Consider the following 20244-nt stretch of genomic DNA (forward strand, 5'->3'; position numbering starts at 1 on the left):
CCTGCACCAGGACCCTCCTGGCCTGCCGCCGGCCTCGGCCCATCAGCTCTGGCCCTCCTGACCCAGCACGCGATAGACGCTGGCCAGGGACGGGTTGCGGCCCTTGTTCTTCCCGGCCGGGATGACCAGCTTGCGGGCGATCTCCGGCACCGGCACGCCGCGGGCGCGCAGGCTGCGGGCGTAGGCGACCATGTCGTCGTCGAACACCTTGGGACGGCCACCGTGGCGGCCGCGCTCACGTGCCGAGGCCTGGCCTTCGAGGGACTTCTCCCGGATGTACTCCCGTTCCGACTCGGCCATCCCGGCGAAGAACGCGAACAGCGCCGCCCCGTGCCCGCTCGGGTCGTACACCCCCTGCAGCGGACCGGTCAGCAACTCCAACTGGATGTCGGCCCGGCGCAGCTCTTCGGCGATGGTGAGCAGCTCGGCCGCGCCGCGGCCCAGGCGCTTCATCTCGTGCACCGTGAAAATCACCCGCTGGAGCGGGACCGCTGTCTTGATGGTGCGGGCGTACTCCATGGCCTTGGCGAACTCCGGCCGTACCTTCACGCGCGTGCTGATCTTCTCGGAGAAGATCGGCTCGCAACCCGCCGCCTCCAAGGCGTCCAGCTGACTCTGCAGCTCCTGCTGTTCGGTGGAGCACCGGGCGTAGCCGACCCGGGTGGGTCTGGCCGCGGCATCGACGACAGCGGCCTCACGCGCCGGTCCCGCCGTCCAGGCCCGGCCCGGCCCGCGATCGACGGGCGTGCGCACCTCCAGCTCCGCCCGCAGCTGCGGCACCAGCATGAAGCGCGGCGTGTGGTACTTCGGGGCAACCTTCCCGCCCCGCGTACGGCAGGCGCTGCCCGCTGACGCCTGGCACATGGGACAGTCGAACGCCTCGACCGCGGCCGCCGGATCGGCGAGATCACTCATGTCGCAAAACCTATCGCGCCCAGTGTTGTGAGAACACAGTTTTGCGAGAGGTTATGAGAACGGCGCCCGAGGACAAACCGGACACGGCCGGGTGGCGCGCCGTGGTCTGTCAGAACTCCTCATTTCTGAGAACATGACCAGCTGGCTATGAACGGGAGCGTTGGCCCCAGTTGAACGAGATCTCTGGCCCTACCTGAGGAATCGGGTGGACCCGAACGGAATGTCACGCCAAGCCGCTTCAACCCCGCCCGCTAACGCGACTTTTCGTTCGCATGCTGCTCGACCCCCGACTCACGGAGCACGAGGCGCTCGGTCCGGATCGGCTCAGGCGGCCAAGCCACATGTCCCAGATCTGACATGCGCGCAGGCTAACAACCCTGTAGAACGACGTTCAACGTGGGCGTGAACGCGTGGCTCACCGGCCGAGCTGCGGGCGCGGCTGGGTGAACGATCCCGGCTGTGAGAATCTGCTGGTAGGCGGGTGATCGGGGACAGTTGGCGGCGCGGCCGGTTATGCCGGGGTGAGGCGACATCAATGGCATGGACTCGCGAACCGCACTCTGAGAGCCGCGGACGGCAGGACCGGTGACCCTGCCGTCCTGAGCCAGCCGGCGTTATGCGTCGTTTTCGGAGGTGGCGAGCATCTGGAACTGGTCCCACTGAACCCGGGGCCGGGTCAGGCCGCGCCGTTCCAGGTAGCGCGCCGTGGAGCGGCGGGCGGTGCGCAGGGTGCGGAACGCGTCGCTGGCGCGGCCGGATCCGCCCGGCTCGACCACCTTCCGCGGGATCATGGTCCATTGGTCGCCGTCGGCGCGGAGTTCGCCGCGGATCAGTGCGTTGTGCATGGCGTTGAGCTGCTCGTCGTGCCGGTGCACGAGCAGGCTGGCCTTGCCCGGCACGATGCCATCGGCGGCGTCCGTCGCGATGGTGAAGCCGTTGGTGGTGGCTCTTGGTCGCGTGCGCATCAGCAGCGGGGCCCCAGAGGCGTCCCGGGCGCCGAGTACGGCGCTCGGGAAGCGGGCGATCAGGTCAGCGCCAAGCAAGTCGGCCCCGGGCAGGTCCGTGCCGGGCAGGTCCGTGCCGGCCGGCGTGGCGGGCCCGGGCTGTTCGGCGGCGGTCAACTCGGTGAGCGGTGATCGCACCTCGACCCGGGTGGGCGTCACGGTGATGAAGAGCCGCAGGTAGTACCAGTCCATGAACCACCGGCCGGGCGCCCGGACATAGCCTCGGCTGTGCGGCTGCCGTTCGAAGAGCATGCGCCAGTAATCGGCCGCTTCGTCCGGCCCGGTCCGGATCTCATCGGGGCAGGTCGCGGTTCCGCTGACGAAGACCTGGGGCGCGTCGGTGCGGCCGCTGCCGGTCGGGTCGGAGAAGAGCAGTGCCACGCGTCCGTCCCGGCGGACGTTGAGCGCCTTCTGCGCGAAGGCCAGGCTGGTGGTGACCAGCAGCGTGCCATCCGTCCGGCGCCAGGCCGCGGTGGGCCAGGTCAGCGGGGTGCCGTCAGCCCCGAGAGTGGCGAACTCGCAGGTCCGGTAGGCATCGATGATGGCGCCGACCTCGAGGTCGATAGGTGTCGTGGTCACAGGGCGGCTCCGGGGCGGAGGCGGTGGCGTAAGCGCATGCGCGTGATCATCTCGTCATTTCGGCAAGGAACGGTGGAAAACCGAGAAAAGCGTCACGCGGCGGACATGGCCCCGGCCAGGTCGTGTTTGACAAGGCGTTGAGAGCCACTGGCAGTGCCGCGCGGGCGGCCCCAGCCGCCTGATCGGCCGACTCCTGCGCGCCCCCGCAGCGTCCGCACACGCCTGCAACGCCGACAGGATCCAGGCCGGAACTGCGGTTTTTGGGAGTTGCGGATGTTCTTCAACAAAACGCACCCCATCCCCGTCTGTGAGATGACAGACCAGGAAGAGGGCGGAGACGACAGGTGGAAGACGACTCCCGTTTCACGGAGTTCGTCGCCGAGCGGGCCAACGCGCTCATGCGTTACGGCTACGCGCTCAGCGGCAACCCCCACGACGCGGCGGACCTGACACAGGAGGCCCTGATCAGGCTGCACCGCGCATGGGCGCGGGTGCGCAGCAAGGAGGACCCGGAGCGCTACGCCAAGGTGACCATGGCCAGGCTGCACATCAGCCGGTGGCGGCTGAGGCGGCGCGAGCACCTGTCGTGGGCCGTACCGGAGGTCCCGCTCCACGACACGCTGCCCTCCGACGGCGATAAGGATCTCTGGCACGCCTTGGCCGGGCTGCCGCGCAAGCAGCGCGCTGTTCTCGTGCTCCGCTTCTACGAGCAGCTGTCCGACGCCGAGATCGCCGACCTGCTCAAGATCTCTCAGGGCACCGTTCGCAGCCATGCCTCGCTCGGACTGGCGAGGCTGCGTTCGGAGATGGCCGCGCGTCGCGCGTCGCCCGCGAAGGCCCGTCCCACACCCGCCGGCCACGACCGCGTGACGAGCCCACAGACCCGGACCACATCTGCTGAGAGGAACGTCCCGTGACGAAGGATCTGGAAGACGATCTCCACCGGGTCATCATGCGCGGGGCCGAGGGCGCGCCGCAGGCGCCGGCTGGGTTCCCGGCGCAGATCGTCAGCCGGTCGCGCCGTCGCCGGGGGCGTACCCATGCCGTGGCTGCGGCCCTCGCCGTCGTCGTGGTGGCGGGCGGCGTCGGATGGGCGGTGCGGGGGCAGGGCGACAACGCCCCGGTGGTGCTGGACCCGGTCGCCACGCCGTCGGCGTCTGCCGCGACCACCCGCGCCACCGCTCCCAGACCCATCGAGCAGGTGTGGCCGCAGGCCGTATGGAAGATCCCGGCGAAGCTGCCCGGCATCAAGAAGTACCAGCCGCGCATCTTCATCGACGACCACACCGTCCTCCTCGAAACCTGGGAGAGCTTCGAGAAGGCGAACGCGATCTACGCCTACGACCTCACCACCGGCGGCCATCGGAAGATCGCGGACATCCGCACCCCGAAGGGCGTGTACGCCTCCAACTACGTGGCAGGCCAGGACCGCATCGTCTGGCAGGCCATCGACGACATGCGGACCACGTTCTGGTCGGTGCCCATCGCGGGTGGGGAGCCTGCGCCCATTCCCACGGACGCCCCGGTCGAGGGCCGTGCCGACACCACGGTGGTCGTCGGCGACAGGCTGGCCTTCTCCGTCATGGAAGGCGGCGTCTTCACGCTCCCGCTGACAGGCGGCGCCGTGACCCCGGTCGCCCACGCCGAACGCCATCACATCCTGCGCTGGCCGTGGGTGGGGACCCCGGGCGACTACACACCGGAGAACGAGCCCAGTTTCGAGGAGATCCGCAACGTCGAGACGGGAGAGACGAGCAAGGCGCTGGTACGTCCCGGAGACCAGCACGTCCGCTGCGGTGTGACGACGTGCGTGGGCATGGCCGCGGACGGCAAGCCCTTCTATCGCCTGCGCGACGGCTCACACGAACGGGAGCTCCAGCAGCCGGCCATGACTGGCGTCGCCTTCGACCGCTTCCTGACCGTGCGGACTCTGGACGAGTCCGTACGACGGCAGCTGCTGCTGGACCTGGACACAGGCAAGTCCGGGGACCTGGGCCTGCACCTGACCCCCAACGGGAAGAGCGGTCGCAGCGTGGAGCCGGGCATCAGCGCGAACAATCTGGTCGCCTATCCCCTGGGCGACGACTACGTGATCATCGATCTCACCCGGATCACCTAGAGCGATGAAGATCTATGGCCAGTGGTGTCAGGTCGCATCCTGCCGGAGTTCCTTGGTGGCCGATCGGTATGCCCCCGCGACGCGGGCGAACATGTCCAGCAGCAGCGGCACCTGCTCCGCCCCGTAATGCATGGCGAGCGCGTCCAGGTGCCGCCTGGACGCCGCGCAGGCGGCGTCGTAGTCGTCCATCCCGCCCTCCACCAGCTCCACCGTGACCGTGCGCCGATCGCGTTCGCCACGCACCCGCCGGACATATCCGGCTTTCTCCAGCCTGTCGATCAGCCGGGTGGTCGAGGCGGACGGCAGGCCGAGCTCCTCGGAGATCGCGCCCACGGCGAGGGGCCCACGCGTCTCCAGCAGGATGGTGGCGGCGACGTCGACGGGTTGCAGGCCGAGCCGGTCGGCGACCGCCTCGTTGTGCAGCAGGATCGCCACCAGGAACTCGCGGAAAATCGCCTCTTCCGGATGCTTGTGGGCCACTTTCCTAACCTACTCCATCGCGATGTATCTTCGAATCGAAGACACTCCGCTTTGGAGGGGAAATGGACATTCTCGTCATCGGCGCCGGAGTGGGCGGACTGGCTGTCGCGCGCGGGTTACTGGCCGCCGGTCACCGGGTGCGGCTTTACGATCAGGCTCCAGCCAGGCGGACAGGCGGTAAGGCGCTGCTCGTCTGGAGCAACGGCAACGCCGTACTGAAGGATCTGGGCGTCAGCCTGGAGGGTGTCGGTGCCCGCATCGACCGGATCGACGCGCTGACCTCCGGCGGCCGGCTGCGTACCAGCATGGACATCGCCCACGCGGCCGACCGGTACGGCTTCCCGACCCAGGCGATTCCGCGCCGTTCCCTGCTGGAACGCCTGGCCGACGGGCTCCCCGGCGACATCGTCCACTACGGTCTGGCCTGCCGGAGTGTCGCACAGGACGGTGGCAAGGTGACGGCGACGTTCGCCGACGGGTCGACGGCCACGGGTGACGTGCTCATCGGAGCCGACGGTCACCACTCGGTCGTACGGCGCGCCCTGTGGGGCGACGGGACCGTGCGACCGGCCACCTTCGGCACCTGGCAGGGCCTGAGCCCGATCGACATCGAGATCACCGACACGACCCGGCATCTCATGATCAGCGGGCGGGAGGGAGCGTGCGGGCTCATGCCGGCGGGGGAGGGCCTGCTGCAGTGGTGGTTCGACGTGCGCTGGTCGCCCGGCGACCCGCGTCCCGCCGCGCCGCTGGCCGAGCTGCGGCGGCGCTTCGGGCACTGGGCCTCGCCCGTCCCCGAGGTGCTCGCCGCCGCCTCCGAGGAGGACCTCGAGTTCTTCGGCCACCACTGGAACAAGGTCCGCCAGGTGTGGGGCGAGGGCCGCATCACGCTGGTCGGCGACGCCGCCCACACCATGCCGCCCACCCTGGGGCAGGGCGCGAACCAGACCCTCGAGGACGCGTGGGTGCTGGGGCGCGAGCTCGCCGAGGAAGGAGACGATCCGGCGGTACGGCTGCGCGCCTACGAGGAGGCCCGCTACCCGCACATCTCCCTGGTCTCCCGGCTGGCCAGGCGCAATCCCGCCAACTGGCGAGTCCCGCCGCTGATCGCCCGGTTGGTCCCGGAAACGTACCAGACCGTCATGCTCGCCCGCTTCAGCAACCGCCTCACCGCGACCGCCGGATGATCCTTCTCGTAGGAGCCGCTCAGGCGAAGTCGCCCGCGTGATCGACCGCCCACTCGGCGAACGTGCGCGCGGCACGCCCCGTCACCTTCTCCACCACCGCCGACGTCTCCGCGGGGACGCCGTCGCGGGCCGCCCACTGCTTCATGATCACCTCGACGCCGATCGGCGGCATCGTACGGCCCAGCTCCTCCCGCGCCTCCTCGGCCGAGATCACCTCGATCGCTATCGTGCGGCCGATCGCCTCCCCAATCAGCTCGACCTGCCGCCGCAGCGTGAGCGACTCGGGCCCGTACACGGTGTAGGCCTGCCGCTCGTGCCCCGGCCCGCGCAGCGCCGTCACCGCGAGCGCCGCCAGGTCCTTCTCGTGCACGGGAGCGGTCTGCGACTCCGGGTACGGCAGGCGCACCGCCCCCTTGCCCCGGATCGGCTCACGCCACCACCACAGCGTGTTCGTCGCGAACATCCCCGGCCGGATGAACGTCCAGGCCGGCCCTGACTCCTCCAGGGCCGTCTCGACGGCGCGATGCTGCAGGGCGATCGGATTGTGCTCGGCGCCCTCGGCCACGACCGACGCCGACGACAGCAGCACCACCTGCCGCACCCCGGCCGACCTGGCCGCCTCGGCGAACCCCGCGACCCCGGCCGGCTTGGCGTACACGAACACCTTCTCGGCGCCCTCCAACGCGGCCGGCAACGTCTCGGGATGCTCCAGGTCGGCCGCCACGACCTCCGCGCCCGCCGGCAGGCCGCCCTGCTCCGGATCCCGGCTCGTCACCCTGACCCGCTCACCGGCCGCCAGCAGGCCGGCGGCGACATGGCGCCCCACATTGCCCCGCGCCCCGAAGACCACCATCACCATCGCGACAACACCCTCCCTCAGTCCTCGGCCTCGCCGAGGAGCTCGACCAGCTCGCCGTGCAGCCGGCGCCGCACCTCCGGCGACGGCGGATCGTCGCCGAAGACGTTCCGTACGCACACAAGCATCATTCAATTGGATGATCGATACGGGTGCGACGGCCCAGGGCAGGTCCCGGGCTGTGCCGGGGCGGTGATTCGGCTCGCTGCCGGCGTCGTCGGCGTCGTCGGCGTCGAACCGGTGGGCCGGCAGGGTGAGGACCCGCTCCAGGGTTGAACGCGCGACGACAGCGGGCTGCAAGCCTGACGACAGCCCCTTCTGCCAAGCTGGCGGAACATCGATCAAAAACGGGGGATCTGATGACTTTCTCTCCTCGGGATGCATGATTGCGGCCGATATCGCGTATCGCCTTGGTGTCCCTCGGGGGGTTCACGCTGGGAGCGTCAGCGGCATTCGGCGTCCTTGCCGTCCAGGCCGCCGGCGTCGTCGACGCGGAACTCCACGCAACGGCCAGGGCCATGGCCACGGTCCGGTTCATCGAGTTCGACGGCCAGGGCAATCCGGAGATGTTCCACCTGGACTGGTCCGACGGCAGGAACAGCCATCAGACGGTGATCCAGGCCGAGTCCGAGCGTTTCGTGCAAGGGTCGGTGCTCTCCATCCGCTACGACCCGGCGGACCCCGGCGGTCTGGTGTTCCCGGCAGAGGACGACGGCATACCGCCTCCCGGCGACATGCTCAGGCGGGCACCGTTCGTCGTCGCGGGCCTCTACGGGCTGGGGCTCGTCCTGGCGCTGGCCCGTTCTCTGCTCAACCGTCGGGCGGCCGGAGCGGCCGACGTGCGGTGGCGGGCCAGGTCGCTGACTCTGGGGTCCAGCAGGCGGGGGATTGTCTGGTTCAGTCAGTACCTGGAACTCATCCCAGAGCGCGGAGCGAGGCCGTACTACCAGCGCGTCTACTGGGATCCTGCCTTCGACCAGTTGGCAAAGGGCCCCAAGGCCCAGGTACGGATCGGCGGATGGCCGTTCAGGCGCGCCGTGGTGATCGCCGGTGACGGCACACGATTGTGGCCGGCGGCGCGGCTCAGGCGGCGTACGCCGAAGGGCTGGAAGAAGTGGGACAGGCCCATGGGCAGACCGTACTGGCACGGGCCGAGCCGGGTGCTGCTCGTGTCGATCATGGGGGTGACCGCCTCCGGCCTGTTCCGCCTCGACGCACTGCTCTACCTGCTGCCGGTCCTGGCCTTGCTCGCGGGATTCGTCTGTTTGCTGTGGGGCTGGTACGGAGGCCAGCCCTTGTACCGCTCGGACGTCGAGCCCAGGCGCGGCCCGCCGCCGCAGAACCTGCGCGGGTCGGGTGCACGACGCCCCCCTAGGAAGAAGACGCCCCCGCGGAACGGGTGAGGGCACGTCGCCCGCGTGGTCGCCTCAGGCGTCACGGGGACGTGGGAACGAACCGCTTCAGCGCCTCCTTGCCGTACTCGACCGCCGCGTTCCCGCGTGCCAGCATGTCCTCCTGGTATTCGGCCAGCGCCGAGCGGAGGTCCCGCTCGCCCCGATGGACCTCGGCCAGCCGGTCACTCAGCCGCAGGGCGTCCTGGATGGCGGTGTTGGCGCCGTTCCCCCCGCTGGCGAGGGTCAGGTGGGCGGCGTCGCCCAGGAGCGTGATGCGGCCCGCCGGCCAGGGCGGCACGGGACGGTCGTAGACCTGGGCGCGGCCCACGGCGCTCATGTCGGCCGAGCTCACCAGGTCCCGCAGGTCAGGGTGCCAGCCGTCGATGAGCTCCAGGACGAGCTCGCGGGCGTCCGGGAGAGCCTGCCGCGACCCCGGGTGCTCCGGCGGCACGAGCAGCACCCACCGTACGTAGCTCTCCCGGTACGGCATGTCGAGGCCGGGAACAAGCTCGGCGGCGGCCACGGAGGGCTCCCTGCCGAACTGCATGCGGCCCAGCATCAGCGTGATCCCCGGCCCCTTGACCATGGTGCCCCGGCCAGGCACCAACTCCAGGAAGCGGTCGGTGATCGGCGTGCGGCCCATCGCGCCGCACAGGTCGGTGTCGACGTAGCCCACCTCGGGGGCCAGGTGGCGGCGGACGACCGAGTTGCTGCCCTCGGCGCCCACCAGCACGGCCCCCGTGGCCTGCGTGCCGTCGGCGAACCGGGCCGTGACGGTCCCGTCGGACTCGTCGACGCCGGTCAGGCGCTTGCCATGGGTGACCCGGTCGCCGAGGCCGCTGAGCAGGATCCGCCGCAGCACCTGCCGGTCGACCGCCCTTGCCTCGTCAGGTCCGGGCAGGGCGCGGCTGAGCAGGGTGAGCTGCTCGTCGAAGAGCAGCCCCGGCCCGTCCAGGCCGCCGCTGGTCACCTCCGCCAGCTCGTACATCCGCTCCGGCAGGCATGCGCGCAGCCCTTCCCATCCGACCGGTGAGAGCCCGATCCGGTACCCCTGGAAGCGCTCGCCGCTGCCGTCGTCGGCCTCGTACACGTGTACGTCGATGCCCGCGCGTAAGAGCCCGTGCGCGAGCGTCAGCCCGCCGAGGCCCGCCCCCGCGATCAGCACCCGTTGTCGGTCCATGTCCATCCTCCCGTTCCGACGTGAACAACGTTCACGTGTACATTGTTCACGTATGCGGAGCCGGGTTGTCAAGGAGTTCTCATGGGGGAGCGGCGCGGGCAGGTCCTGCAGGCGGCGATCGAGCTGCTCGACGAGGTCGGCCTGGACGGGCTGACCATGCGCCGCCTGGCCGGCAGGCTCGGGGTGCAGGCCGGCGCGCTGTATCGGCATTACCCCAGCAAGCAGGCCCTGCTGGACGCCATGGTCACGCACCTGGTGACTCCGCCGGAGGGTGCCGCCCCGCCGCTCGAAGGCCCCTGGGACGATCGGCTGCGCATGATCGCCATCGGCGTCCGCGAGCTCATGCTGGCCCACCGGGACGGCGCGCGCCTGCTGTCGACGTTCCAGCAGCCGGGGGAGGAGGCCGTGGCCGCCTTCCACGGGCTCATCGCCGCCCTGGCCGCCGCGGGCATCCCGGCGGAGCTGGCTCCGGTGGCCGTGGACACCGTCATGGCCTACGTCAACGGCTACACGACCGAGGAGCAGGCCCGCAAGGTCGGCCACTGGCCCAAGGAGCAGCGCGACGCCGCCTTCCGCGCGGGCCTGGAGTTGATCATCGCTGGGATCGGCAGCTCGTCAGGGGCCCGGACGGCGGGGTAGCCCACTTCACCCCACGGACGAGGTCACCGTGTCCACGCCCGCCTGGGTGACGGCGCGGCCGGAGACCAGGACCAGCGCGAGGTTGCGCAGGTCGGCCAGGCGGGTGAGCGGGTCGCCCGCGACCGCGATGAGGTCGGCCCGCTTGCCCGCCTCCAGGCTGCCGGTCACCGCGCCCACCCCGCAGGCGTCGGCGGCGCGCACGGTGGCCAGCTCGACGATCTCCGCGTTGCCGTAGCCGACCTGCGCGAACACCTCCAGACCCCCGACGTACCCGTCGGTGGGATTGGCCACGCCGGCCGTGGCGAACCCGGCGTCGGTCCCCGCGATGAGCCGGATCCCGGCCTCCCGCATGGCGGCCACGCTGTGCAGCCAGGCGTCGAGCATCTCGGGGCCATGGCTCTCGCGCATCCGCCAGAGCACGCCGTGCACCGTGGGGCACACGTACGTGCCGCTCTCCGCGACCAGATCGGCCAGCTCGGCGTCGAACTCGTGCCCCGACGGCGTGAAGAACGTGCAGTGCTCGATGGTCGTCACGCCCGCCTCGACGCAGCCGCGGATCGACGCGTGCGCGTGGGCGTGCGCCGCGACGCCCTTGCCGCGTGACGCGGCCTCCTCCACGACGACCCTGAGCAGGTCGGTGCCGTACTGCTGCGTCCAGCTCGGCGGCGCGCCCGGCGTCATCAGCCCGCCGGAGGCCATCACCTTCAGGCAGTCGGCGCCCGCCCGGAGGTTCTCCCTGGCGACGCGGCGGATGGCGGGCTCGTCGTCGGCCTCGCCGCCCATGTACCAGCAGTGGCCGCCGGTGATGGTGATCGGCCTGGTCGCGGCCACGATGTGCGGGCCGACGGCCAGGCCCTCCTCGATGGCGTCGCGCAACGCCAGGTCGAGAAAGCCGCGCGAGCCGAGGTCGCGGCAGGTCGTGACGCCCGCCGAGACGAGCTTGCGCGCGTTCTCCGCCATGCGTAACAGCAGGTGGTGGTCGCTCTCGGGGCTGCGCCGCGTCACCGGGTCCACCTTGGCGTCGAACCCCAGGTGCACGTGCGCGTCGATCAGACCGGGCAGGACCGTGTGGCCCGGCAGGTCGACGACCTCGGCGGCGTCACCCCCGCTGCCGCGCGGCCCCACGGAGACGATCGTGGAGCCGTCGATGAGGACCTCGCCGTCCGCGATCACCTCCCCGGGACGCCCGGTGAGCACTTTCGTGGCGCGAACGATCCTCATGCGCCGACCTTAAGACCATGAGAAGAGGATCTGAAGACCGTTCCCGCACTCTGGGGACATGACGACACAGACCGCAGAGTACGAGATCACCCGCCACTTCGACGCCCCCCGCGAGCTGGTGTGGGCCGCCTGGACCGAGCCCGAGCGCTTCTCGCGGTGGTTCGGCCCCCGGATGCTGACCACGCCGGTCGGCCGGATCACCCTGGACGCCCGTCCGGGCGGCGTCTGGCAGGCCACGCTGGTCGGGGAAGAGGGGTTCGAGGCGACGCTGAACGGCACCTACCGCGAGGTGAAAGGGCCGGAGCGGCTGGTGTTCACCACGGGCGACCCGGACAATCCGGGCGACGGGCCGGCGTCGGTGGTCACGATCGACCTCACCGAGACGGACGGCAGGACGGAGATGCGCTTCCACCAGTACGGCGTCAACACCGACCCCCAGCACGCCGAGCAGGCCAAGGCCGGCTGGGTCGAGTTCTTCGACCGGCTGGCCGAGCACCTTGCGGCGTAGCCGTCACAGCAGGTCCGCGGCCTGGTCGAGCTTGAGGGCGGCGCCTTCCCGGTACGCGGCCGCGAAGGCGTCCTCGCCGAGCGCGTCGCGTACCCTCGCCGACACCCGCTCGATGTCCGCCCGCTCGGCCGCCCCCGCGGGAGTCTGGTTGCGCTCCCTGGCCGCGGCCGCCAGCCCCAGCAGCATGGCCGCCTTCTCGGTCGGCCCGGCGGCGGCGGCCACGCCCTCGACGGCCCACGCCATCGTCCTGGGGTCGCCGATCCTGTGGGCCGCGGCCAGCGCCTCGACGTGCAGGTCCATGGCCGCCTCCGGGTCGCCGCGCAGCTCCAGCAGGAAGCCCAGCTCGATGAGCGTGTCCGGCAGGTGCACGGCGGGCTCCACGTCCGGGCCGCGCGGCACCGCTTCGACCAGGAGGCGCAGGTGGGTCTCGGCCAGGTCCAGCCGGCCGGCCCGGCGCGCGGCGAAGGCGAGGCCCATCTGGCCCATGATCGTGCCCTCCATGTAGCCCTGGCTCTCGGCCAGCTTCATGGCCCGCTCGCAGAACTCCATGCCGCGCTCGTACTCGCCGCTCTGCAGCGCGATCCAGCCGAGCCAGGCGATGCGCGTGGAGACCTCCGGCCAGAGCCCCAGGTCCTCGGCCATCCGCAGCCCCTCGCCGAACAGCCGGGTGGCCCGCTCCGCGTCGGTCGCCATCTCGGCCAGCGACGCCAGCCACGCCGTGGCCTGCAGCAGCCCCCAGCGGTCGCCCAGCTCGGTGAAGAGCCGCGCGCTCTCCTCGCCGATCCGCTCCAGCGCCTCGATGTCCCGCGTCGTGAACGCGTCCCTGGCCTGTCTGGCGAGCGCCGCCGCGACGCCCCACCGGTCGCCGACCTCCCTGAACGTGACCAGCGCCCGGCGCGTCAGCTCCTGAGCCGCCGGCATGTCCGGTACGTGCATGCTCACGAACAGCTCGGCCCTGGCCCGTTCGCGCGGGTCCTCGACCGCCTTCAGCACGTGCTCCCACTCGACCTGCTCGCCCACCATGAGCGCGAACCCGGCCTCCCACGCCGCCGCCCTGGCCCTGACGGGGGAGGGGTCGCCCGGGACGGACAGGGCGGTCGCCATCGACCGCCTGCCCTCGGCCAGCCTGCCGCGCAGGAACCAGTACCAGGCGAGCGCGTTGACCAGCCGTGCCGCGCTGTCGGCGTCCTGGCGGGCGACCGCCGTGTCGAGCGCGGCCCGCATGTTCGCGGCCTCAGCGTCCAGGCGCAGCAGCCATTCGCGCTGCTCGTGCCCGTACAGCTCCGGCTCGGCCCGTACGGCCAGCGCCAGGTAGTGGTGGAGGTGCGCGAGGCGTACCCGATCGAGCTCGCCCGCGTCGGAGAGCCGGCCCCGGCAGTACTCGGAGACCGATTCGAGCAGCCGGTACCTGACGCCCGCGTGGGCGTCGGCGACGACCACGAGCGAGCGGTCGACCAGGCGGGCCAGCACATCGAGCACGTCGAGCTCGGACGCGTCGCACACGGACTCGGCGGCCTCCAGGGTGCAGCCGTCGGCGTGTACGGCGAGGCGGCGCAGGACGCGGCGCTCCTCGTCGGAGAGCAGGTCCCAGCTCCAGTCGATCACCGCGGTGAGCGTCTGCTGGCGGGCGGGCGCACCGCGCTGCCCCGAGGCCAGCAGCCGGAACCGGTCGTCCAGCCGTGCCACCACGCCGTGCACGCCCAGGGCCCGCACCCGGGTCGCGGCCAGCTCCAGCGCCAGCGGGATGCCGTCGAGCCGCCTGCAGAGCTGCGCGACGGCCTGCGCGTTGCCCGCGTCGAGCGCGAACCCGCGGGCGGAGGCGGCGGCCCTGGTCACGAAGAGCCTGACCGCGTCCGAACGCGCCATCACCGACAGGTCGGCGCTGCCCGGCACGTCGAGCGGGGGCACGCTCCACAGCACCTCGCCGGCCACGGCCAGCGGCTCCCTGCTCGTGGCCAGGATCCGCAGCTCGGGACAGGCCCGCAGCAGCGTCTCGGCCAGCTCGGCGACCTGCTCGACCACGTGCTCGCAGTTGTCCAGCACGAGCAGCATCCGCCTGGCCCTGAGCACCGCGGCGAGCCGCTCCGCGAGGGCGCGGTCGGCGTCGCCGGGGGAGGCCGTCGCGGTGGCGTCCTCGCGGATGTCCAACGCGGCCATGACGGCCTCCGCGGGGGAGCGGGACGCCTGGTCGAGCGCGACCAGCCAGGCGCCGTCCGCGAACCCGTCCACCAGCCTGTTCGCGGCCTCCAGTGCCAGCCTGGTCTTGCCCACCCCGCCGCTGCCGGTGAGCGTCACCAGCCGCTCCTCGTCCACCAGCGCGCACACCTCGGCCAGCGCCTCGTCCCTGCCGATGAGCTTGCTGACGGAGGCGGGCAGGTTCGTGACGGGGCGGCCGGCGGGCACGCTCAGTGCGGGGTCCTGCCCGAGTATCGCCTGGTGGAGCGCGACCAGCTCGGGGCCGGGATCGAGGCCGAGCTCGTCGGCCAGCCGCTCCCGCAGCTCGGCGTAGGAGGCCAGCGCCTCGCTCTGGCGGCCCGCGCGGTAGAGGGCACGCATGTGGACGGCGCGCAGCCGTTCCCTGAGCGGATGCCGGGCCACCAGGTCGCCCAGCTCGCCCACGAGCAGCCCGTGCTCGCCCAGCTCCAGGCGCGCCTCGGCGTGCTGCTCCAGCGCCGACAGCCGCTGCTCCTCCAGGCGGAGCACGGCCGACCTGGTGTACTCCTCGTCGGCGAAGTCGGCGTACGCCGGCCCCCGCCACAGTGCCAGCGCGTCGGCCAGCAGCCCCGCTCTGGTCCGCGGGCTGTCGGCGGCCTCGGCCCGGGCCAGCAGGGCGGTGAAGCGCGCGGCGTCCACGGCGCCGTCCTCGTTGCGCAGCAGGTAGCCGGGGGCCCGGGAGACGACGAGGTTCTTGCCGCCGGGCTCGGCGTCCTCGAACGCCTTGCGCAGCTGGGAGACCCGCACCTGCAGCGCGCCGGCCGGATTGCCCGGCGGCTCCGCGCCCCAGAGATCGTCGACCAGCCGGTCCACGGACACCGGGTGGCCCTCGTGGACGAGCAGGTCCACGAGGAGCGCGCGTACCTTGAGCCCCGGAATCGTGACGCTCTCGCCCGCATCCGTCCACACGGCCAGCGGGCCCAGCACCCCAAAACGCATGTTCGTCACCTTATGCGCGGCCTTAAGTCCGCGGAAAGAACACCGGAAGCCCCTCACCGCACTGTGGAGGCAACTGAAAGGGGAACGAGATGAACACCAGCACACTCACAGGCCCGCTCGCGGGCCGCCGGGAATGGACCGGTCTGGCCGTACTCGCCTCCGTGGCCCTGCTGCTCTCCATCGACGTCAGCGTGCTCTTCCTGGCGCTTCCGCACCTCAGCGCCGACCTCGGCGCCAGCGCGCCGCAGCAGCTCTGGATCATGGACGTCTACTCGTTCATGCTGGCCGGGTTCCTGGTCACCATGGGGACGCTGGGCGACAGGATCGGGCGGCGGAAGCTGCTGATGATCGGGGCGGCGGCCTTCGGGACCGCCTCCGTGGTGGCCGCGTACTCGGTCAGCGCCGAGATGCTGATCGCCGCGCGGGCCCTCCTCGGCATCGCCGGGGCCACGCTGCTGCCGTCGTCGATGGCGCTGATCAGGAACATGTTCCGGGACGGCAAGCAGATGGGGAGCGCGATCGCCCTCTGGTACGGCTGCTTCATGCTGGGCATGGCGGTCGGGCCGCTGGTGGGCGGGGTGCTGCTCGAGCACTTCTGGTGGGGGTCGGCGTTCCTGATGGGGGTGCCGTTCATGGTGCTGGTGCTGGTGGCCGCGCGGGCGCTGCTGCCCGAGTACCGCGACCCCGCCGCCGGGCGGCTGGACCTGGCCAGCGTGGCGCTGTCGCTCGCGACCATCCTGCCGGTCGTGTACGGGCTCAAGGAGATCGCCAGGAGCGGCTGGCACGTGCTGCCCGTGGCGGCGATCGTGGTGGGGGCCGCGTTCGGCGTGGTGTTCGTACGGCGGCAGCGCCGCCTCGCCGACCCCCTGCTGGACCTGCGGCTCTTCGCCAACCGGGCCTTCGCGACCACGCTCGGGACCATGCTGCTCGCCGGCGTCGTGATGGCCGGGACGACGTTGATGACCACCCAGTACCTGCAGACCGTCCAGGCGCTGTCCCCGTTGGAGGCCGGGCTCTGGCTCGTGCCGCAGAACCTGGCCATGATCGTCGCCCTGTCGCTGGCCCCGGCCCTCGCCCGCCGCCTCGGCGCGACGTACGTGATGGCCGGCGGGTTCGTGGTGGGCGCGGCCGGGCTGTTCCTGCACACGCAGGTGCCGAGCGTCGGAGGCACCGGGCTGGTCGTGGCCGGACTGGTGCTCGCCTCCGCGGGCGTCGCGCTGCCGATGGGCGTGGGCAACGGCGTCATCATGACGGCCGCGCCCGCGGAGAAGGCCGGCTCGGCGGCCTCGCTGTCGGAGACCAGCGGCGAGTTCGGCGTCGCGGTGGGCGTGGCCGCGCTGGGCAGCCTCGGCACCGCCATCTACCGTGGGCAGCTTCCCGAGCACCTGCCGGCGGAGGCGGCGCGGGAGAGCATCACCGCCGCGGTGACGGCCGCCAAGGACCTGCCCGACCTGCTCGACCTGGCGCGTGCCGCGTTCACCACGGGGCTCAACACGGTGGCGGCGATCAGCGCGGTCACCTTCCTCGGCCTGGCCGCCATCACGCTGGTGGCCCTCAGGCGGCACAACCCGACGACGTGACCCACTCAGACGCCATCGCCGGACCGGCCCCCACGGCCGGTCCGGCGGCGTTCGCGTGCACGGCGGGCGGTCTGCCCCGTCGCCCTTCAGTGACGGGCGTCTCCGGTCCGGCCCTCGTGCGGGAACGGCGGCGCCTTCTCGGCCGAGCCGCGGTAGCGGTCGGCGTCGTAGCGGCGGTCGTTCTCCTCCAGCTTGGCCTGCGCCGCCTCCACCAGGTCCACGCCGAGCACGTCGGCCAGCCGGATCAGGTAGAGGGTCACGTCCCCCAGCTCGGTACGCATCCTGGCGAGCGCGTCGGGGCCGGGGCTCCTCGACTCGTCGGCCGTCAGCCACTGGAACTCCGCCACCAGCTCCCCGACCTCGCCCGCGAGCGCCATCGCCAGGTTCTTCGGCGTGTGGAACTGCTCCCAGTCCCTGACCCTGGCGAACTCGCGCAGGCGTACGGCAAGGCGCTCCAACTCGGTCGTCACGTCGAACGACCTTACCGACGCCCGCCGGTATGTTGCTGCTCGTGAATGGGGTCGAGCTGTTCCTGTTGGGCCGGACACTGATGAAGATCGGCGAGGAGGCGATGCCGACCGAGGGCATCGGTGAGCACTCCACGAGCGTGCGTACCGTGCTGATCGTCGCGAGCGACCTGCGTGGGCACCCGGACACCACCGTGGGCGAGATCGCCGCCCGTACCGGCCTGCCGCAGAGCGCCGTGTCGGCGGCCGTCGCGCGGCTGCGCACCGCCGGCGCGGTGATCACCGAGACGGATCCCGCGGACCGGCGGCGGACGATCATCCGTGAGGCCCCCAAGGTGTCCGAGCGGGTGGCCGAGGTCCGGGACACCCCGATCGACGCCGCGCTGGCCGCCGCCTTGGGCACGGACGATCCCGAGCGCGTGAGCGCGACCGTGGCGATGCTGGAGGAGCTGGCCGGGCGGCTGATCCCGGAAATAATGCATCGAACTTGATGCATCTAATTTGATGGATTATTGTGGTCCGCATGAACGCAGACCTCCTGCACGTGCCGGGCGCCGAGCTCTACTACGAGACACGCGGCACCGGGCCGCTCCTGCTGATCTCCCAGAGCGGCGAGGGTGACGCGGGCCGCAGCGTCGACCTGGTCGATCGGCTGGTGGACGAGTACACGGTGATCACGTACGACCGGCGCGGGCTCAGCCGCAGCACGCTCCACGATCCGGCGGCGGGAGTGAGCGTCCGGCAGCACGCCGATGACGTGCACCGGCTCCTGGCCCACCTCACCGACCAGCCCGTGATCATGCTGGGCCAGAGCCTGGGCGCCTCCATCGGGCTCCACCTGGCCGTCGAGCACCCTGAGCAGCTCGGCCTGCTCATCGCGCACGAGCCCGTCTCGCCCTGGCTGCTGCCCGAGACCGAACGCGCCGAACACCGGGCGGAGCTGACCGAGCTCCAGGAGCTCTACCTCGAAGGCGGCCTGCCCGCCGCGATCGGCCAGGTCAAGCGGGTGCTCGGCATCACCGAGGACGCCGAGACCGACCTGACCCCGCAGCCCATGACGGCCCAGCGGCAGGCGAACTTCGACTTCTTCATCCGCCGCGACTTCACGGCCGTCGTGCAGGACGAGCTGGACCTGAGCGGCTGCCGCACGCGCATCCTGCCCGCGACCGGCCGCACCACCCCGCACCACGTCTTCGACCACCGGTGCGCGGTCGAGCTGGCCAAGCTGCTCGGCACCGAGCTGGTGGAGTTCCCGGGCGGCCACAACGGCAACACCAGCCACCCACGCGCGTACGCCGCCCGGCTCCGCGAGGTGCTCCAGGGCGTCAGCTGACGCTTCCCTCTGAAGGCCGGACTCCCGAACCTGTACGCTTCCGCGCGTGTCCGAATTAACGGTGCCCGGCTACGAGATCAAGGGCATTCTCGGCCAGGGCGGCTTCGGTGTGGTCTACCTCGCGCTGCAGTCGGCCGTGGGCCGCGAGGTCGCGCTCAAGGTCGACAACCGGGTGCTGCTGTCCGACCGCGACAAGCGCCGCTTCATGCGCGAGGTCACGGCCGCCGGAGCCCTGTCCGCCCATCCGCACGTGGTGCCCGTCTACGACGCGGGGCTGCTGCCGGACGGGCGGCCGTACATGGTGCTGGAGCTGTGCCCCGGCGGGTCGCTCGCGGGGCGGCGGCTCTCCCCGGCCGAGGCACGCGACGTGGGCGTGCGCATCGCCGACGCGCTGGCCGCCGCGCACGCGCAAGGGGTGCTCCACCGCGACGTGAAGCCGGGCAACATCCTGGTCAACCGGTACGGCCAGGTCGCACTGTCCGACTTCGGCCTGGCCACCATGCCCGCGTCCGGGCCCGAGGCCTCGGTGACCCGCGAGTCCCTGACGCCCTCGTACGCCCCGCCGGAGGCGTTCGAGCTGGCCGGGCCGACCCCGGCCGCTGATGTGTACGCACTGGCGGCCACCGTCTACGCGCTGCTGTCCGGCCGCCCGCCGCGCTTCCCGGAGAGCGGCGTGCCGAACCTGGCGATGATCCTGGCCCTGCACCGCCTGCCCGTTCCGGAGATCCCCGGCGTGCCGCCCGAGCTGACCGACGTGCTGCGCCGGGCGCTGGCGAGCGATCCGCGCGAGCGCACGCCCACCGCGGCGGCCTTCCGCGACGCCCTCGCCGCCGTCCCGCTCGGCCCTTCCTCGGTGCCGACGCCGCACGCGCTGTCGGGCCCTCCGGCCTCGGTGCCGCCGCCTCGCGTCCTGTCGGGCCCTCCGGCCTCGGCCGGCCCCATGGGGGACACGGGAGGCCGCCCGCCGTCGCACGCTCATCCGGACACCCGGCCGTCCGGCGGCGGCACCTCGAAGGCGCTGGTCGCGATCGTCGCCGCGCTGGCCCTGGCCATCTCGGTGGGCGTCGGCGTGGTCGTCTACACGTACGTCACCAAGGGGCCGGCCACCCACGACGAGGCCGCACCCGGCGCCACGACCACCACCCAGGCCACGGACCAACCGGCCAAGACGGTGTTCGGGAAGCTCGACACGTACACGGAGAACTGCCCGGCCGCCAAGGTGCGCGGCGCCGAGGCGGCCTGCGTGCGGGAGCCGGAGTGCTGGGGCGGCCTGGTCATCATCGTGGGCGACACGAAGGCCAGACGGCTCGGGTGCGAGGAGGAGCACTCATGGGAGACGTTCGCGGTGGCCCCGATCCCGTCCGACGCCGACACGTACGTGCAGCAGGACCTGGCCAGGCACCCGACGGTGAAGCGGGTCTGCAGCCGGGCGGTGCTCCTGCTCAGCAGGGCTGGCACGGCCAAGACCATCGCGGCCGCCAGGTGGCGGGCCGACGTCATGCCGCCGTCCCAGGCGCAGTTCGAGCAGGGCGTGCGCTTCTACCGCTGCATCGGCAGCCTGTCCGGTCAGGGGCCGCGCAGGTCGTTCTTCCATTAAGGGCGATTCGGGGTGATGATCTGCCCCAGATT

At 71.7% G+C, this 20244-nt stretch carries 18 protein-coding genes; 10 read left to right on the plus strand and 8 right to left on the minus strand.

Annotated features, from left to right (window positions below; genetic code table 11):
* Nucleotides 1-42 precede the first annotated feature (42 nt).
* Nucleotides 43-915, minus strand: a complete 873-nt coding sequence (locus AB0H84_RS32265; RefSeq protein ID WP_357612542.1) for a recombinase family protein — start codon at nt 913-915, stop codon at nt 43-45.
* 614 nt (nt 916-1529) lie between these two features.
* Nucleotides 1530-2498, minus strand: coding sequence for a pyridoxamine 5'-phosphate oxidase family protein (locus AB0H84_RS32270; protein WP_357612546.1), 969 nt, complete (start codon nt 2496-2498; stop codon nt 1530-1532).
* 344 nt (nt 2499-2842) lie between these two features.
* Here AB0H84_RS32270 and AB0H84_RS32275 point away from each other — a divergent pair, with 344 nt between their 5' ends.
* Together AB0H84_RS32275 and AB0H84_RS32280 are read left to right on the plus strand one after the other, a co-directional pair.
* A complete protein-coding gene (locus AB0H84_RS32275) occupies nt 2843-3415 on the plus strand; it encodes a SigE family RNA polymerase sigma factor (protein WP_357612549.1) in 573 nt (190 codons plus the stop codon).
* A complete protein-coding gene (locus AB0H84_RS32280; RefSeq protein ID WP_357612552.1) occupies nt 3412-4617 on the plus strand; it encodes a hypothetical protein in 1206 nt (401 codons plus the stop codon). Before AB0H84_RS32275 ends, AB0H84_RS32280 begins: the two co-directional genes overlap by 4 nt.
* A 27-nt stretch (nt 4618-4644) precedes the next feature.
* Here the strand turns inward: AB0H84_RS32280 and AB0H84_RS32285 are convergent, their stop codons facing one another.
* The gene (locus AB0H84_RS32285; protein ID WP_357612555.1) at nt 4645-5097 is read right to left on the minus strand and encodes a MarR family transcriptional regulator; all 453 of its coding nucleotides are present in this window, start codon (nt 5095-5097) and stop codon (nt 4645-4647) included.
* A 62-nt stretch (nt 5098-5159) separates the two neighbouring features.
* On the opposite strand from AB0H84_RS32285, the gene AB0H84_RS32290 reads away from it, so the two are divergent.
* On the plus strand, nt 5160-6284 hold the full coding sequence (locus AB0H84_RS32290; protein WP_357612558.1) for an FAD-dependent monooxygenase: 1125 nt from the start codon (nt 5160-5162) through the stop codon (nt 6282-6284).
* 19 nt (nt 6285-6303) lie between these two features.
* Here the strand turns inward: AB0H84_RS32290 and AB0H84_RS32295 are convergent, their stop codons facing one another.
* Complete coding sequence (locus AB0H84_RS32295; protein WP_357612561.1) at nt 6304-7143, minus strand: NAD(P)H-binding protein; 840 nt, start codon at nt 7141-7143, stop codon at nt 6304-6306.
* Between the two features lie 407 nt (nt 7144-7550).
* On the opposite strand from AB0H84_RS32295, the gene AB0H84_RS32300 reads away from it, so the two are divergent.
* Nucleotides 7551-8543: a hypothetical protein gene (locus tag AB0H84_RS32300; protein ID WP_357612564.1), complete on the plus strand. Its 993-nt coding sequence runs from the start codon at nt 7551-7553 to the stop codon at nt 8541-8543.
* A gap of 31 nt (nt 8544-8574) precedes the next feature.
* Here AB0H84_RS32300 and AB0H84_RS32305 read toward each other — a convergent pair whose 3' ends face one another.
* Entirely contained in the window at nt 8575-9714 is a 1140-nt protein-coding gene (locus AB0H84_RS32305) for an NAD(P)/FAD-dependent oxidoreductase (RefSeq protein WP_357612566.1), read from the minus strand.
* Between the two features lie 81 nt (nt 9715-9795).
* On the opposite strand from AB0H84_RS32305, the gene AB0H84_RS32310 reads away from it, so the two are divergent.
* The gene (locus tag AB0H84_RS32310) at nt 9796-10353 is read left to right on the plus strand and encodes a TetR/AcrR family transcriptional regulator C-terminal domain-containing protein (RefSeq protein ID WP_357612569.1); all 558 of its coding nucleotides are present in this window, start codon (nt 9796-9798) and stop codon (nt 10351-10353) included.
* Between the two features lie 6 nt (nt 10354-10359).
* Here the strand turns inward: AB0H84_RS32310 and AB0H84_RS32315 are convergent, their stop codons facing one another.
* A complete protein-coding gene (locus AB0H84_RS32315; protein ID WP_357612572.1) occupies nt 10360-11574 on the minus strand; it encodes an amidohydrolase family protein in 1215 nt (404 codons plus the stop codon).
* A gap of 58 nt (nt 11575-11632) precedes the next feature.
* Between AB0H84_RS32315 and AB0H84_RS32320 the strand changes: the two genes are divergently transcribed.
* The gene (locus AB0H84_RS32320; protein ID WP_357612575.1) at nt 11633-12082 is read left to right on the plus strand and encodes an SRPBCC domain-containing protein; all 450 of its coding nucleotides are present in this window, start codon (nt 11633-11635) and stop codon (nt 12080-12082) included.
* A 3-nt stretch (nt 12083-12085) separates the two neighbouring features.
* Here the strand turns inward: AB0H84_RS32320 and AB0H84_RS32325 are convergent, their stop codons facing one another.
* The gene (locus AB0H84_RS32325) at nt 12086-15235 is read right to left on the minus strand and encodes a BTAD domain-containing putative transcriptional regulator (RefSeq protein WP_357612578.1); all 3150 of its coding nucleotides are present in this window, start codon (nt 15233-15235) and stop codon (nt 12086-12088) included.
* 89 nt (nt 15236-15324) lie between these two features.
* Between AB0H84_RS32325 and AB0H84_RS32330 the strand changes: the two genes are divergently transcribed.
* On the plus strand, nt 15325-16815 hold the full coding sequence (locus AB0H84_RS32330) for an MFS transporter (RefSeq protein WP_357612581.1): 1491 nt from the start codon (nt 15325-15327) through the stop codon (nt 16813-16815).
* A gap of 86 nt (nt 16816-16901) precedes the next feature.
* Here AB0H84_RS32330 and AB0H84_RS32335 read toward each other — a convergent pair whose 3' ends face one another.
* Complete coding sequence (locus tag AB0H84_RS32335) at nt 16902-17285, minus strand: nucleotide pyrophosphohydrolase (RefSeq protein WP_357612583.1); 384 nt, start codon at nt 17283-17285, stop codon at nt 16902-16904.
* A gap of 41 nt (nt 17286-17326) precedes the next feature.
* Between AB0H84_RS32335 and AB0H84_RS32340 the strand changes: the two genes are divergently transcribed.
* Genes AB0H84_RS32340 through AB0H84_RS32350 form a run of 3 tightly spaced genes read left to right on the plus strand, consistent with a single transcriptional unit; the run spans nt 17327 to nt 20212 of the window.
* Nucleotides 17327-17773: a MarR family transcriptional regulator gene (locus AB0H84_RS32340; RefSeq protein ID WP_357612586.1), complete on the plus strand. Its 447-nt coding sequence runs from the start codon at nt 17327-17329 to the stop codon at nt 17771-17773.
* Between the two features lie 32 nt (nt 17774-17805).
* The gene (locus AB0H84_RS32345; RefSeq protein ID WP_357612588.1) at nt 17806-18615 is read left to right on the plus strand and encodes an alpha/beta hydrolase; all 810 of its coding nucleotides are present in this window, start codon (nt 17806-17808) and stop codon (nt 18613-18615) included.
* Nucleotides 18616-18661: 46 nt separating this feature from the next.
* The gene (locus tag AB0H84_RS32350; protein WP_357612590.1) at nt 18662-20212 is read left to right on the plus strand and encodes a serine/threonine-protein kinase; all 1551 of its coding nucleotides are present in this window, start codon (nt 18662-18664) and stop codon (nt 20210-20212) included.
* Nucleotides 20213-20244: the final 32 nt, after the last annotated feature.

The sequence above is a fragment of the Nonomuraea sp. NPDC050786 genome (assembly GCF_040654115.1).
GTDB lineage: Bacteria > Actinomycetota > Actinomycetes > Streptosporangiales > Streptosporangiaceae > Nonomuraea.